6 protein-coding genes are annotated in these 13,276 nt (G+C 76.5%); 4 read left to right on the forward strand and 2 right to left on the reverse strand.

Annotated features, from left to right (window positions below; all coding sequences use genetic code 11):
* The first annotated feature begins 102 nt into the window (after positions 1–102).
* The 4 genes from AC230_RS20810 (at position 103) to AC230_RS20825 (ending at position 10,654) form a co-directional block, all read left to right on the forward strand.
* Positions 103–7,614 carry a type I polyketide synthase gene (locus AC230_RS20810; RefSeq protein ID WP_049717850.1) on the forward strand — a complete coding sequence of 2,504 codons (7,512 nt, stop codon included), beginning with the start codon at positions 103–105 and terminating at the stop codon, positions 7,612–7,614.
* A 292-nt stretch (positions 7,615–7,906) separates the two neighbouring features.
* Positions 7,907–8,509 (forward strand): DUF6230 family protein, encoded by a 603-nt coding sequence (locus AC230_RS20815; protein WP_049717851.1) that lies wholly within the window; start codon positions 7,907–7,909, stop codon positions 8,507–8,509.
* Entirely contained in the window at positions 8,500–9,387 is an 888-nt protein-coding gene (locus AC230_RS20820; RefSeq protein ID WP_049717852.1) for a DUF6114 domain-containing protein, read from the forward strand. Before AC230_RS20815 ends, AC230_RS20820 begins: the two co-directional genes overlap by 10 nt.
* An 88-nt stretch (positions 9,388–9,475) precedes the next feature.
* Entirely contained in the window at positions 9,476–10,654 is a 1,179-nt protein-coding gene (locus AC230_RS20825; protein WP_198535582.1) for a hypothetical protein, read from the forward strand.
* A gap of 6 nt (positions 10,655–10,660) precedes the next feature.
* Here the strand turns inward: AC230_RS20825 and AC230_RS20830 are convergent, their stop codons facing one another.
* The gene (locus tag AC230_RS20830; protein WP_049717853.1) at positions 10,661–11,899 is read right to left on the reverse strand and encodes an aspartate kinase; all 1,239 of its coding nucleotides are present in this window, start codon (positions 11,897–11,899) and stop codon (positions 10,661–10,663) included.
* 31 nt (positions 11,900–11,930) lie between these two features.
* The gene (locus AC230_RS20835) at positions 11,931–13,274 is read right to left on the reverse strand and encodes a diaminobutyrate--2-oxoglutarate transaminase family protein (RefSeq protein WP_049717854.1); all 1,344 of its coding nucleotides are present in this window, start codon (positions 13,272–13,274) and stop codon (positions 11,931–11,933) included.
* Positions 13,275–13,276 lie beyond the last annotated feature (2 nt).

Below are 13,276 nucleotides of genomic sequence, written 5' to 3' on the forward strand. Positions count from 1 at the left end.
TGGGTGAATGCCCGGCTTGGGTCATATACGCGTTGTTGCGACGGGAAAAGCCTTTCTCCAGGCATGAGTTGGTCATCGGTCGCCACCCCTGGGGGAGTTGCCATGGAGTCGTGCGGGTCGTCCGTCCCGGTGGCGGTCGTGGGGGTGGCCTGCCGGCTGCCCGGGGGCATCACGCAACTCGACGGGCTGTGGCGGGCGTTGGCGGACGGCCGGGACCTGATCAGTCCCGGTCCGCCGGACGGGCGGTTCGACGCCGCGCGGTTCAGCGATCCGGATCCCGAGCGGCCGGGACGGGCGTACACCATGGCCGGCGGGTATCTGGAGGACGTGGCGGGCTTCGACCCGGAGTACTTCGGGATCTCGCCCCGCGAGGCCCGGCACATGGATCCGCAGCAGCGGATGCTGCTGGAGATGACGGCCGAGGCCCTCGACGACGCCGCCATCGCCCCGGCCGCCCTGGCCGGTTCCGACACCGCCGTGTACGTCGGCGTCAGCGATCTGTCCTACGGCGGGCTGCAGATGAGCAAGGTGGAGGAGATCTGCGGTCATTCGATGAGCGGTTCGGCCCTGTCGATCACGGCGAACCGGCTGTCGTACGCCTTCGACCTGCGCGGCCCCAGCCTCGCGGTGGACACCGCCTGCTCCTCGTCACTGACCGCCGTCCACCAGGCGTGCGAGGCCCTGCGGACGGGCCGCAGCCCGGTGGCCGTGGCCGGCGGCGCCAATCTGCTGCTGAGCCCGGCCCACTTCATCGGGTTCTCGAAGGCGATGATGCTCTCGCCGCGCGGGCGCGTCGCCGCGTTCTCCGCCGGGGCGGACGGCTATGTACGGGCCGAGGGCGGCGGGGTCGTGGTGCTCAAGCGGCTGTCCGACGCGCTGGCGGACGGCGATCGCGTGCACGCGGTGATCGCGGCCAGCGCGTCCAACAGCGACGGCCGCACCTCGGCGATGACCGTGCCGAGCACGGAGATGCAGCGGCGGCTGCTGCGCGAGGCGTACGAGCGGGCCGGGGCCGCCCCCGACCAGGTGCTGTACTTCGAGGCGCACGGCACGGGCACGCCGGTGGGCGATCCGCTGGAGTGCCGGGCGGTCGGCGAGGCGCTGGGCGTGCGCCGCACGACCGGGCCGCTGCCGATCGGTTCGGTGAAGACCAACCTGGGCCACATGGAACCCGCTTCGGGGATGGCCGGACTCTTCAAGGGCCTGCTCGTGCTGCGGCACCGCACCGTCCCGCCGTCCCTCCACGGCGACCCGCCCAACCCCGCGATCGACTTCACCGGCCTCAACCTGAGCCCCGTGCACGACGCCTGTCCGCTCGCCGGACGCGAGGACGGCGTGGTGGGCGTGAACAGCTTCGGCTTCGGCGGCGCCAACGCGCACGTCGTCCTGAGCCCGCCGCCCGCGCGGGCGAGGACGGAACTCCCGCCGGAGCACGGTCCGTTGCCGCTGGTCGTCTCCGCGCGCACCCACGACGCGCTCGCGCAGGCGGCCCGCGCCGTCGCCGGCCGCGTGCGCGAGGCGACGCCCGGCGACTTCTACGACCTGTGCTGGACCGCCTCCCGCCGGCGCGGCCGCCACCCGCACCGCGTGGCCGTGCTCGCGTCCGGACCGGACGAGGCCGCCGGGCGGCTGGAGGCCCTGGCGGCGGACGGGGCCGGGCTCGCCGCCGCCGAGGTGCGGGTGCCGGAGCCGGGCGGCACCGTCTTCGTCTACTGCGGCAACGGCACGCAGTGGCCCGGCATGGGCGCGGCCCTCATGGCGGGGGAGCCGGCGTTCCGCGCCGCCGTGGAGGCGGCCGACGCCGAACTGGAGCCGCTGCTGGGATGGTCGGTCGCCCGCCTCCTGGCCGGCACGCACGGCACGGCGGACGGCACAGCGGACACCGCGACGGACGCGATGACCGAGGCCATGACCGACACCGCCCGCGCCCAGCCCGCCCTCTTCGCCTACCAGCTCGGGCTGACGGCGCTGCTGGCGGAGCACGGGGTGCGTCCGGCCGCGGTGCTGGGCCACAGCGTCGGCGAGGTGGCCGCGGCGCACGCCTGCGGCGCGCTCGGCACGGCCGAGGCCGCCCGGGTGGTCGCCGCCCGCAGCAGGACCCAGGCCGCGACGGCCGGGACGGGCCGGATGGCGGCGATCGGACTGGGCGAGCCGGACGCCCGCGAGGCCCTCGCCGCACACGGCGGACGCCTGGAGATCGCGGCGGTCAACAGCGCCCGGGACGTGACGGTCTCGGGAGACCCCGCCGCCCTCGACGCCCTCGGCCGCGAACTGGCCGCACGCGGCGTCCCGTTCCGCGCGCTCGCGGTGGACCACGGCTTCCACAGCGCCGCCATGGACGTCATCGAGGAGCCGCTGCGGGCGGCCCTGGCCGGTCTGACCTCGCACGCCCCGCGCCTGCCGATGTACTCCACGGTGACCGGCGACCCCGTCGGGGCCGGCGAACTCGACGCGGCGTACTGGTGGCACAACGCCCGCCGGCCGGTCCGCTTCGCGGACGCCGTGCGCCGCGCGGCCGGTGCGGGGCTCGGCGCCGTGGTGGAGATCGCCCCGCAGCCCGCCCTGGCCGGGGCGCTGTGCCGCATCGCCGCCGACGCGCCGCGGGGCGCCTTCCCCGTCGTCTCGCCCGTCTCCAGGGAGCGGTGCGCCGGCGCCGACGTCCGCCGGGCCGCCGCCCGGCTGCTGGCCGCCGCCGAACCGGCCGCCCTCGACGCCCGGTTCCCCCGCCCCGGCGCCGTCGCCGACCTGCCGCCCTACCCCTGGCAGCGCCAACGGCACTGGCACGGCACGCCGGAGCACTGGATCCGTACCAGCGGCGACGGCGTGCTCGTCCACCCCCTGCTCGGCGAACGGGTGCCCGTCCTGGAGCCCACCTGGCACACCGCCGTCGAGCGCACCCGCACCCCGTGGCTCGCCGACCACCGCATCGCGGGCGCGGTCGTCATGCCCGCCGCCGGGTTCGTCGAACTCGCGCTGGCCGCCGCCCGGGAGGTCCACAGCGCGGGCACCCCGGCCGAGATCGACGACCTGGACATCGTCCGCGCCCTGCCCCTGCCCTGGGACGCCGTGACGGACGTCGGGCTCCAGACCTCCCTGTGCGACGAGGACGGCATCCTCCGCGTCGCCAGCCGCATCGGGGAGCCGGGCGGCTGGCGGCCGCACGCCCGGGCCCGGGTCCGGCGCCTGGCCGCCGCCCGGCCGGACGGCATGGACACCGACGCGGTGCGCGCCCGGCTCGGACGCGCCCTGGACACCGGCGAGTTGTACGCCGGACTGGCCGAGGCCGGCCTGGAGTACGGCCCGGCCTTCCGGGTCCTGCGGGACCTGCGCGCCTCCGCCGGGGAGGTCCTGGCCGGATACCGCTGCGACCCGCCGGACGACGGCTACGGCGGTTACGTCGTCCATCCCGCCCTGCTGGACGGCGCGTTGCAGGCCGGCGCCCCGCTGCTGGAGGTCGCGGAGGACGGCTACCTGCCGGCGCGCATCGACCGGGTGCGGTTCTGGGCGCCCCCGGCGCCGGACGGCCTGGTGCACGTCCGGCAGCGCTCGCGGACCGCCCGGGAGGCGGTGTGGGACGTCACCGTGGCCGGCCCCGACGGGACGGTGGCCCTGGAACTGACCGGCTGCCGTCTGCGGCGGGTGGGACTGCGCGCGGGCGGCCGCGCGGAGGAGTACGCGTCCGTGCTGCGGGCCGCGCCGCTGGCCGGACAGCCCGTGCCGCCGTGGACCCCTCCGGCGCCGAGCGAGGTGGCCGCGGCGGCCGCGGAAGGGGTGCGCCGGGTGTGGGAATCGGCTCCGGTCGTCGGACAGTTCGCGACCGGGGCCCCGATGTTCCGCCGCATGACCGCGGAGTGCGCGGTCCGGGCGTTCGCCCGGCTGCTGCCGGGGCGCGGGACGTTCACCTTCGACGACCTCACCGCGGCCGGGGTGCTGCCCCGGCACGGGAAGCTCGTGCGCCTGCTGGCCCGCCTCGCCCGGGACGAGGGGCTGCTGGCGGACGAGGGCGCGGGCTGGCGCCGGCTGCCGGCGGCCGACGCGCCGGAACGGCCGAGGGGCTGGGAATTCCTCTCCACACTGGCCTCCTGGGTCGCCACCGGCTGCCTCGGCCAGCGGTTCGCCCTGCACCTGCCGGACCTGCTGTGCGGCCGGCGGGACCCGCTGGACCTGCTGTTCCAGGACAGCGGCCCGGAGCTGGCCCAGCTGTACTACGACCTCGACCCGCCGACCGCCCTCCACAACCGGCTCGCCGCGGAACTGCTGGCGGCCGTGGTCCGGTCCTGGCCGCCGGACAGGCCGCTGCGCGTCCTGGAGATCGGCGCCGGCACCGGCGGCCTGACCGCGCACCTGCTGCCGCTGCTGGACGACCGCGCGCGGTACGTCTTCACCGACGTCTCCGCCGCCTTCTTCCCCGCCGCCCAGGCGCGGTTCGACGCCCCCGCCGCGCACCTGTCCTACCGCACGCTCGACCTCGACCGCGACGCCGCGGACCAGGGGTTCGACGACGGCTCCTTCGACGTGGTGGTCGCGGGATTCGCCCTGCACACCGCGGCCGACCTGCGGCGTTCCCTGGGGCGCCTGGCCCGGCTGACCGCCCCCGGCGGATACCTGCTGGCCCTGGAGACCCACGAACCGGAGCTGCTGGCACTGCTCTTCGGCGCGATGGAGAGCTTCTGGAGCGCCCAGGACCGCGAACTGCGCCCTGACAGCGTCCTGTTGCCCCACGACCGATGGCCGGGCGTGCTGGCCGACGGCGGCTTCGAGGACGTCGTCCAGACCGACGTGCCCGGAATGCGCGAGCAGTTCTCCGTGCTGCTCGCCCGGACGCCCGCCGGGCCGCCGCCGGAGTGTCCCGGCCCCGCACCGTCCGAGGACCGCTCCTGGCTGCTCGTCGCCGAGCACGAGGAGGAGCACGCCCTCGCCGGGCTGCTCGCCGCCCGGCTGGCCGCCGCCGGCGGCTCCCTCCCGGAGGTACGGCCCTGGCCGGCCGGGCCCGGGGAGTGGGAGAAGGCCCTCGCGGACGACCCGGACGCCACCGTCGTCCTGATGCTGGGCGCCGCGTGCGACCGGGCGGCCGGAGAAGACCCCGCGGCCGCCGTCGAGCTGGCGGTGCGCCGGGCCGCGGCGCTGCGCTCCCTGGCCCGCGCCGAGCAGGGCCGGACCGGTGACCGGGCGCGCCGCCTGGTGCTGGTCACCCACCCCAGCGGGGCGCTCCCCGCGCCCGAGCGCCCGGCCTTCCCCGGACAGGCCGCCGCCTGGGCGGTGACCCGTACCCTGTCGCGCGAACAGGACGTCACGGGACGGCGGATCTCCCTCGACCGGGGGCCGGACCCGGCGCTGGACGCCGCCCGGCTGGCCCGGGAGCTGCTGGCCGACGCGCCGGCGGAGGAGGGGGAGCAGGTGCACGACGAGGTCGCCCTGACCGGCGGCGGCCGCTTCGTGCACCTCGTCGAACGGGCCCGTCCCGCCACGGTCCTCGCCCGGCCGGACGACGGGACCGCCTACCGGCTCGACCTCCGGGACCAGGGGCTGGCCCACCGGCTGCGGTGGACCGAGACCGAGCCGCCGGTGCCGGGGCCGGGCGAGGTGGTGGTCGCGGTGCGCGCGGCGGCGCTCAACTACCGCGACGTCATGGTGGCGACGGGCCTCCTGCCGCCGGGGGCCGAGGACGGCCTGCCCTCCGAGGCGTTCCTGGGGCTGGAGGGGGCCGGGGTGGTCACCGCTGTGGGCGAGGGCGTCGGCCGGTTCGACGTGGGGGACCGGGTGTTCGGGTTCCTCCCCGGCGCCTTCGCCTCGCACGTCCGCGTGCCCGCGACGGCGGTGCGGCGGATCCCCGGGGGGCTGTCCTTCGCCGACGCCGCGACCGTGCCCGTGGCCTACTTCACCGTCCACCACGCCCTCGCCCACCTGGCCCGCCTCAGGAGCGGCGAGACCCTGCTGGTGCACGGCGTGGCGGGAGGTGTCGGCATGGCCGCGGGGCGCTTCGCCCTGCGCGCCGGCGCCAGGGTCATCGGCACCGCGGGCACGCCCGCCAAGCGGGACATGGCGACCGTCTTCGGCGCCGAGCTGGTGCTGGACTCCCGCACGCCCGCCTTCGCCGACGCGGTCCTCGCCCACACCGGCGGACGGGGCGTCGACGTCGTCCTCAACTCCCTCAGCGGCGACGCGGGCGCCCGGACCCGCGAGGTGCTGGCCCCGCGCGGCCGCTTCGTCGAGCTGGGGAAGCGCGACGTCTTCACCAACCAGCGCATGCTGCAACGGCCGTTGGCCGAGAACGCCTCGCTCTTCTTCGTGGACGCGGCCAACCTGGTGTGGCAGGACCCCCGCCACGCCGGCACGGTCTTCGACGAGGTCGCCGAACGGCTGCGCACCAGGACCTACTTGCCGCTGTTCCACCAGATCTACCCGGCCCACCGCATCGACGAGGCCTTCCGGCTCATGCAGCACTCCAAGCACCTGGGGAAGATCGTCATCGGCTTCGACGGGCCCGTACCCGTCCACCGGGCGCCCCGCCGCCTCCACCTGGACGGCGACGGCACCTACCTCGTCACCGGAGGGCTCGGCGGCTTCGGCGCCGAGACCGCCCGGCGGCTCGCCGAGCGGGGCGCCCGCCACCTCGCCCTGGTCAGCCGCCGGGGCCCGGAGGCCCCCGATGCCGCGCGACTGGTCGGGGAACTGGGCGCGCTCGGCGCGCGGGCCCGCGCCCACGCCGCCGACGTCTCCGACCCCGCCGCGGTGCGGGCCCTCGTCGAGGAGGTCACGGCGGCCGGCCGTCCCGTCCGCGGCATCGTCCACGCGGCCATGCACCTCGACGACGGCGCCCTGGCCGAACTCGACGACGACCGCTTCCGGTCCGTCCTCGCCCCCAAGTGGGGCGGCGCCCTCGCCCTCGACGCCCTCTGCCCGGACGCCGAGTTCATCGCCTACTCCTCCGTCAGCCCGCTGGTCGGCAACCCCCTCCAGAGCAACTACGCCGCCGCGAACCTGGCCATGGAGGCCCTGGTACGGGCCCGGCGCGCGGCCGGCCGCCCCGGCCTGGCCGTCGCCTGGGGCGCCATCGGCCGCGTCGGCTACGTCGCCCGCAACAACCTCACGGCCAGTACCACCGCGGTGGGCTGCCCTCCCATGGACCCCCGGGAAGCGCTCACCGCCCTGGAGGACCTCTGCGAACGGCGTGCGGAACGGACGACCTTCGGACGTATCGACTGGCAGCGCCTGTCGGTGCTCCTCGCCCCCGGCGCCGTGCCCCGCTTCGCCGCCGTCCTGCCCGACCGGATCGAAGGCTCCGACTGGCAGCTGGACGAGTTCCTCGAACGGCTGGCCACCGCCACGCCCGCCGAGGCCGCCGGCCTCCTGGAGGACCTCGTCGCCGGCATGGCCGCGTCCGTCCTCCACATGGCACCCGGCGAACTCGACCGCCACCGGCCCCTGCAGCAGTACGGCATGGACTCCCTGATGGGCCTGGAGATGCTCTCCACCTTCCGCAGCCGGCTCCAGCAGGACGTCCCGGTCATGGAACTCCTGCACTCCGACGGCTCCGTCCACGGCATCGCCGGGACCGTCCTGCCCCACCTCCTGCGCCAGGCCCGCGCACGCGTGCAGGACGGCGGCCGGTGACCGTCGTCCCCACCGGTGCCACCGGCTTCCCGGCTCCCGCCCGTCGCACGCCCTCCCGGCCACCGGGCGGAGCGCCACCGCCCTCGGGCGCGACAGCGCCACCCGCCCCGGCCCCGCCCCGCGCGCCGCCGAAGCCGGTGACCCCGAACTCCGCGCCCCCACAGGCAGGTTGACGGGCGTACGCGCCGGCCCGGCCCGGCCTCCGGCGACCGGCGGCCCGCGCCGAAGCCGTCCGGCACTGCGCCGCCTCCGTTCCCCCGACCCCCGCCCCCCGACCGAAGGAGCGACCCGCATGACCCCCCGCACCGAGGGGCGGACTGCCTGGCGCAGGGCCGCCGCCGTCGCCCTGCCGGCGGTGGCGGCCGTCGCCGCCATGGCCGTCGCCATGGCACAGGGCGCCCTCGCCTCGTCGTTCGCCGTGTCCGGCACCGCCTTCCAGGTCTCGGCCGGCCGGCTCACCAGCAAGGGCCTGGCCTCCTACGTCACCGTCGACCACGCCGCCGACGGCAGCGGCCACCCGGTGGCGCTGCTCGGCCTCGGCGAGGCCACCCTCTCCGACCTCTGCCAGTCCGCCCGCGTCCCCACCCCCGTCGGCACGGTCGTCTTCAGACTGACCGCGGGCGGAAGGGCCGGCCCGATCGCGGCGCGCGACCTGGTCATCGACGGCGAGGACCTCACCGGCGACGCCCGCTTCGAGCGGGTCGAGATCGGCCGGGACGCCGGCGCGCTCGACACCGTGCCCGGCGTCCGGGGGCAGCCGGGCCCCTTCGGCCTCCAGGCCGGCGGCGTCACCGTGACGGGCGTGCGGTCCCACGCCCGCTCCGCCACCGGCGGGGACCTCCGCCTCAAGGGACTCGCCCTGGACGTCACGCTGAACGGGAAGGCATGCTTCTGACCGCGTCCCCGCACGGCCGGTGGCGCGCCTGGCGCCGCGGCCGCCCCTTCTGGGCCGGCACCCTGCTCCTCCTCGCCGGCGCCGAGCTGGTGGCCGCGCCCCTGGCACCCGTGCGGATCCTCCTCGGGCTGGGCCGGGGCGGCATCGCGGCCCTCGGCCTCGGGGCCGCGCTCGTGCTGGCCGGGCTGAGCCTGTGGTTCCTGCCGCACGCCCACCACTACATCGGCATCCACGCGATGATCCTCGCGGTGCTCGCCTTCCCGGCCACCAACCTGGGCGGCTTCCTCGCCGGCACCCTCCTGGGCATCGCCGGCGGCGCCATGGGCTTCGCCTGGCAGCCCGGGACCGGGCCCGCCCCCGGTGCCCGCACGCCCCCGCCGCCCCGGGCGATGGCCGCGGCGCTGCCCCTGGTCCTGCTCACCGCCCACCTCGCGCCCGCCGCCCCGCCCGCCGCCCGACCCGCGGCCGCCGCCGTGCCGCCGGCCGTCACCACCACCCGCTTCGCCCCCGACGGACCCGTGCTCGCCCGGGTCGTGGAACTCCCCACCGCCTCCGGCCCGTTGCGCGTGATGGCCCTGAGCATGCGCGCGGCCTCGCTCAGCGACTACCGCCTGCGCACCCGCGACGGCACCGGCCACGACCTGACCCTGGGCGCCGGCACCCTCCGGCTCACCGGCCGGGTCACCCTCTACCTCACCCGGTTCAGCGGCTGCGTGGAGGGCCTGATGTGCCTCACCTTCACCCCCGACGGCCTGCCCGTCCCGCCGCTCGTGCCGCCCCTCGTCTTCCTGACGGACGTCACCGCCGAACAGGCCCTGGTCACCAGCGACGTCCTCGTCACCGACGGACTCGACCTGGCGGCGGAGCCGCGGCGGTGACTCCATGCCGGTCATGGCCGCCCGGGGAGCGGTAGCCCGCCGCGCCCGCCGGGCAGGCATCCGCCGGGTGAGGAGTGTTCTCGTCCGCGTGGGCGCCGCCGTCGCCGCGGCGCTGCCGGCCGTCGTGCTGCGGATCACCGGAGCCGAGCCGGGGGCCCCGGCCGCGATCGCCGTCTTCGGCGTCGGCGTGCTCGCCGCCGCGCTGCTGCTGATGTGGGCCGCCGAGACCGCGCGCGCGGACCTCTCCGGGCCCCTCGCGCTCGCGCTGCTGGCGTTCATCGCCGTGCTGCCCGAGTACGCCGTCGACCTGTACTTCGCGTACACCGCCGGCCGCCGCCCCGAGTACGCCGCCTACGCCGCCGCCAACATGACGGGCGCCAACCGGATGCTGGTCGGCGTCGGCTGGCCCCTCGTCGCCCTGGCGGCCGCCGTCACCGCGCGGCGCGGGGGAACCGGCGGCGCCATCCGGCTGCGCGCGCACCGGCGGATCGACGTCGCCTTCCTCGGCGCGGCCGGCGCCGTGGCCTTCGTCATGCCGGCGACACGGGAGATCGCCTGGTGGCTCGGCCCCGTGCTCATCGGCTGGTACGCGTACTACCTCTTCCGCGTCGGACGGTGCGCCGAGACGGACGAGGAGGAACCGGTCGGCGTACCGGCCCGGCTGGCCCGGCTGCCCGCCGGGCCGCGCAGGGCGGCGACCGTCGCCGGGTTCGTCCTCGCCGCCGGTGTCGTCCTCGCCTGCGCCGAGCCGTTCGCCACCGCGCTCGTCGACGCCGGGACGTCCCTCGGCGTCGACCGCTTCCTGCTGGTGCAGTGGCTCGCCCCGCTCGCCTCGGAGGCGCCCGAGCTGATCGTCGCCGTCGTGTTCGCCTGGCGGCTGCGCGGGGACGACGGGCTCGGGGCGCTGCTGTCGAGCAAGGTCAACCAGTGGACGCTGCTCATCGGCAGCCTGCCGCTCGCCCACCTCGCCGGCGGCGGCGGCGCGGCGCTGCCGCTCACCGAACGGCAGGTGGAGGAGGTGCTGCTGACGGCCGCGCAGACCGCGCTGGCCGTCGTCCTCCTGCTGGACCTGCGGTTCGCGCCGTGGAAGGCGGGCCTGCTGCTCGTCCTGTTCGGCGTGCAGTTCGCGCTGCCGGGGGCCGGGGCCCGGACCGTCCTCGCCTGGGTCTACCTGGGGCTGGCGGCCCTGCTGCTGGTGCCGCGGCTGCGCGAGCTCGGGCCGTCCGCCCGGGCCCTCGCCGGGAGGGTGGCGGGCGACCCGCACTGACCGGGCTCAGCCCGGCGAGCCCAGCTCGAACGCCGCGTGCAGCGCCCGCACCGCCTCGTGCAGCCGGTCGGCGCCGCAGACCGCCGAGATGCGGCTCTCCGCCGTGGAGATGGCGGTGATGTCCACCTCCGCCGCCGACAGCGTCTCGCAGAAGCGGGCGATGACGCCGGCCTCGGCCCGCATCCCCGTGCCGATGAGGGACACCTTGCCGATGGACGGGTCGTAGCGCAGCTCGTCGAAGCCGAGATCCGCCCGGCGTTCGCGCAGGGCGGCCAGCGCGGCCGGCCCGTCGCTCCGGGGCAGGACGAGGGTGAGGTCGCCGCAGCGCCCCGGCGGGCGGACGGCCTGCTGCACGGCCGTGTCGACGTCCACCCCCGCGTCGGCCAGGATCCGGAAGAGCGCGGCCGTGGTGCCCGGGCCGTCCGGGACGCCGCAGACGGTGAGTTCGGCGCCGGACCGGTCGTGGGCGACCGCGGTGACCGCCGACCGGACCTCCGCCGACGGCTGTTCGCCCTCGGCGCTGATCACGGTCCCCGGACCGGAGCCGTGCGCCGGCCGGACGTGCACGGTCACGCCGTAGCGGCGGGCGAACTCGACGCTGCGCGGCGCCAGCACCTTCGCGCCGCTGGCCGCCATCTCCTCCATGGTCTCGTAGGGGAGCCGGTCCAGCCGGCGGGCGTCGGGGACGATCCGCGGGTCGGCGGTGAACACCCCGTCCACATCCGTGTAGATCTCGCACACGTCGGCCTTGAGCGCCGCCGCCAGCGCGATGGCCGTGGTGTCGGAGCCGCCCCGGCCCAGCGTGGTGATCTCCTCGCTCTCCCGGTGGAACCCCTGGAAGCCGGCCACGAGCACGACCGACCCGCGGTCCAGGTGCTGCCGCACCCGGTCCGGCAGCACCTCGGTGATCAGGGCCCGGCCGTGGGCGGCGGTGGTGAACACCCCGGCCTGGTCGCCGGAGAGGGAGCAGGCGTCGGTGCCCAGCGCGTGGACGGCCATCGCGGTGAGGGCGTTGGAGATGCGCTCCCCGGCGGTGAGCAGCATGTCGACCTCGCGGCGCGGCGGCATGGGGCTCACGTGCCCGGCCAGGCCGAGGAGTTCGTCGGTGGTGTCGCCCATGGCGGAGACGACGACCACGAGGTCGTGGCCCGCCTCCCGGGCGGTGACGATCCGTTCGGCGACGCGCCGGATGCACTCGGTGTCCCGCACCGAGGAGCCGCCGTACTTCTGGACGATGAGAGCCATCGGAAGGGGCCTCCCCCTGAGGGCGGGCGTGCTAGGGCCGACGCGCGGTGGCGTGCGCGAGGGCGGCGACGAGGATCGCGCAGGCCGTGTCGACCACCTCCGCGGTCACGTTGAGCGGGGGCAGCAGACGGACGACGCTGTCGTCGCGGCCGCCGAGTTCGAGGATCAGGCCGCGCTGGAGCGCCTCGGTCTGCACGGCGGCGGCGAGCGCGGTGGCGGGCCGGCCGGTCGCCGGGTCGGCCAGCTCGACGCCCCACATCAGGCCGCGGCCGCGCACGTCGCGCACGTGGGGGTCGTCGGCCAGCCCGGCGAGGCGTCCGCGGATCTGCTCCCCGCGCCGGCGGACGTTGCCGAGGACGTCCTCCTCGCGCACGATCCGCACGGCCTCCACCCCGGCCGCGAAGGCCAGTTGGTTGCCGCGGAAGGTGCCGATGTGGGTGCCGGGGGCCCAGGTGTCCAGGGAGGCGTCGTAGAAGATGACGGCGACGGGGGTGCCGATGCCGCTGAGCGCCTTCGACGCGACGACGACGTCCGGCTCGATGCCGTACTGCTCGAAGGCGTACCAGGTGCCTGTGCGCCCGCAGCCGGTCTGCACCTCGTCGACGACCAGCGGGATGCCCAGGGAGCGGGTGACCTCGCGGACCCGGCGGGCGAACTCGGCGGAGGCGGGGTAGACGCCGCCCTCGCCCTGGACGAGCTCCAGGACCACGGCGGCGGGCAGCGGGACGCCACCGTTGCTGTCGCGCAGGGAGCGCTCCAGGTACGAGGCGCAGTCGGTGTCGCAGCCGTCGGCGCAGAACGGGAAGAAGTGGACGCCGGGCATGATGTTGGGCACGGCCTGCTTGGGGGAGAGGAGGCCGCTGAGGGCCATGGTGGCGTGGGTGCTGCCGTGGAAGCCGCCCTGGAAGGAGACCACGTCGCCGCGGCCGGTGGCCACCTTGCACAGTTTGACGGCCGCCTCCACGGCGTTCGCCCCGGTCGGGCCGCAGAAGTGCATCTTCATCCGGTCCCGCATCGTGGGCGGCAGCATGGACAACTGGGCCCGGACGAAGGCGTCCTTGGCGGGGGTGGGGAAGTCCAGGGCATGGGTGAGCTGCCCGAGCTGTTCGGTGACGGCGCGGACGAGCGCGGGGTGGTTGTGGCCCAGGGAGAGCACGCCCGCGCCGGCGAGGAAGTCGATGAAGACGTTGCCGTCGACGTCCCGCAGGAAGCTGCCGTACCCCTCGGCCGGGGCGATCGGCAAGTGGCGCGGATAGGTGCGGGCGTTGGACTCCCAGCGGTCCTGGCGGGCGAGGTACTCGGCCGAGAGGGGGCCGGGCACCGCTCCGGTGACACGGGGGCCGGCCCAGGTATCGGGGTGGACGAGCGATGTCATTG

This window comes from Streptomyces caatingaensis (assembly GCF_001187435.1).
Taxonomy (GTDB): domain Bacteria; phylum Actinomycetota; class Actinomycetes; order Streptomycetales; family Streptomycetaceae; genus Streptomyces; species Streptomyces caatingaensis.

What these genes read in the sequence shown, in the direction of transcription:
- AC230_RS20810 (WP_049717850.1), top strand. Translation starts at nt 103, where the DNA reads ATGGAGTCGTGCGGGTCGTCCGTCCCGGTGGCGGTCGTGGGGGTGGCC.
- AC230_RS20835 (WP_049717854.1), bottom strand. Translation starts at nt 13,274, where the DNA reads ATGACATCGCTCGTCCACCCCGATACCTGGGCCGGCCCCCGTGTCACC.
- AC230_RS20830 (WP_049717853.1), bottom strand. Translation starts at nt 11,899, where the DNA reads ATGGCTCTCATCGTCCAGAAGTACGGCGGCTCCTCGGTGCGGGACACC.
- AC230_RS20820 (WP_049717852.1), top strand. Translation starts at nt 8,500, where the DNA reads ATGCTTCTGACCGCGTCCCCGCACGGCCGGTGGCGCGCCTGGCGCCGC.
- AC230_RS20815 (WP_049717851.1), top strand. Translation starts at nt 7,907, where the DNA reads ATGACCCCCCGCACCGAGGGGCGGACTGCCTGGCGCAGGGCCGCCGCC.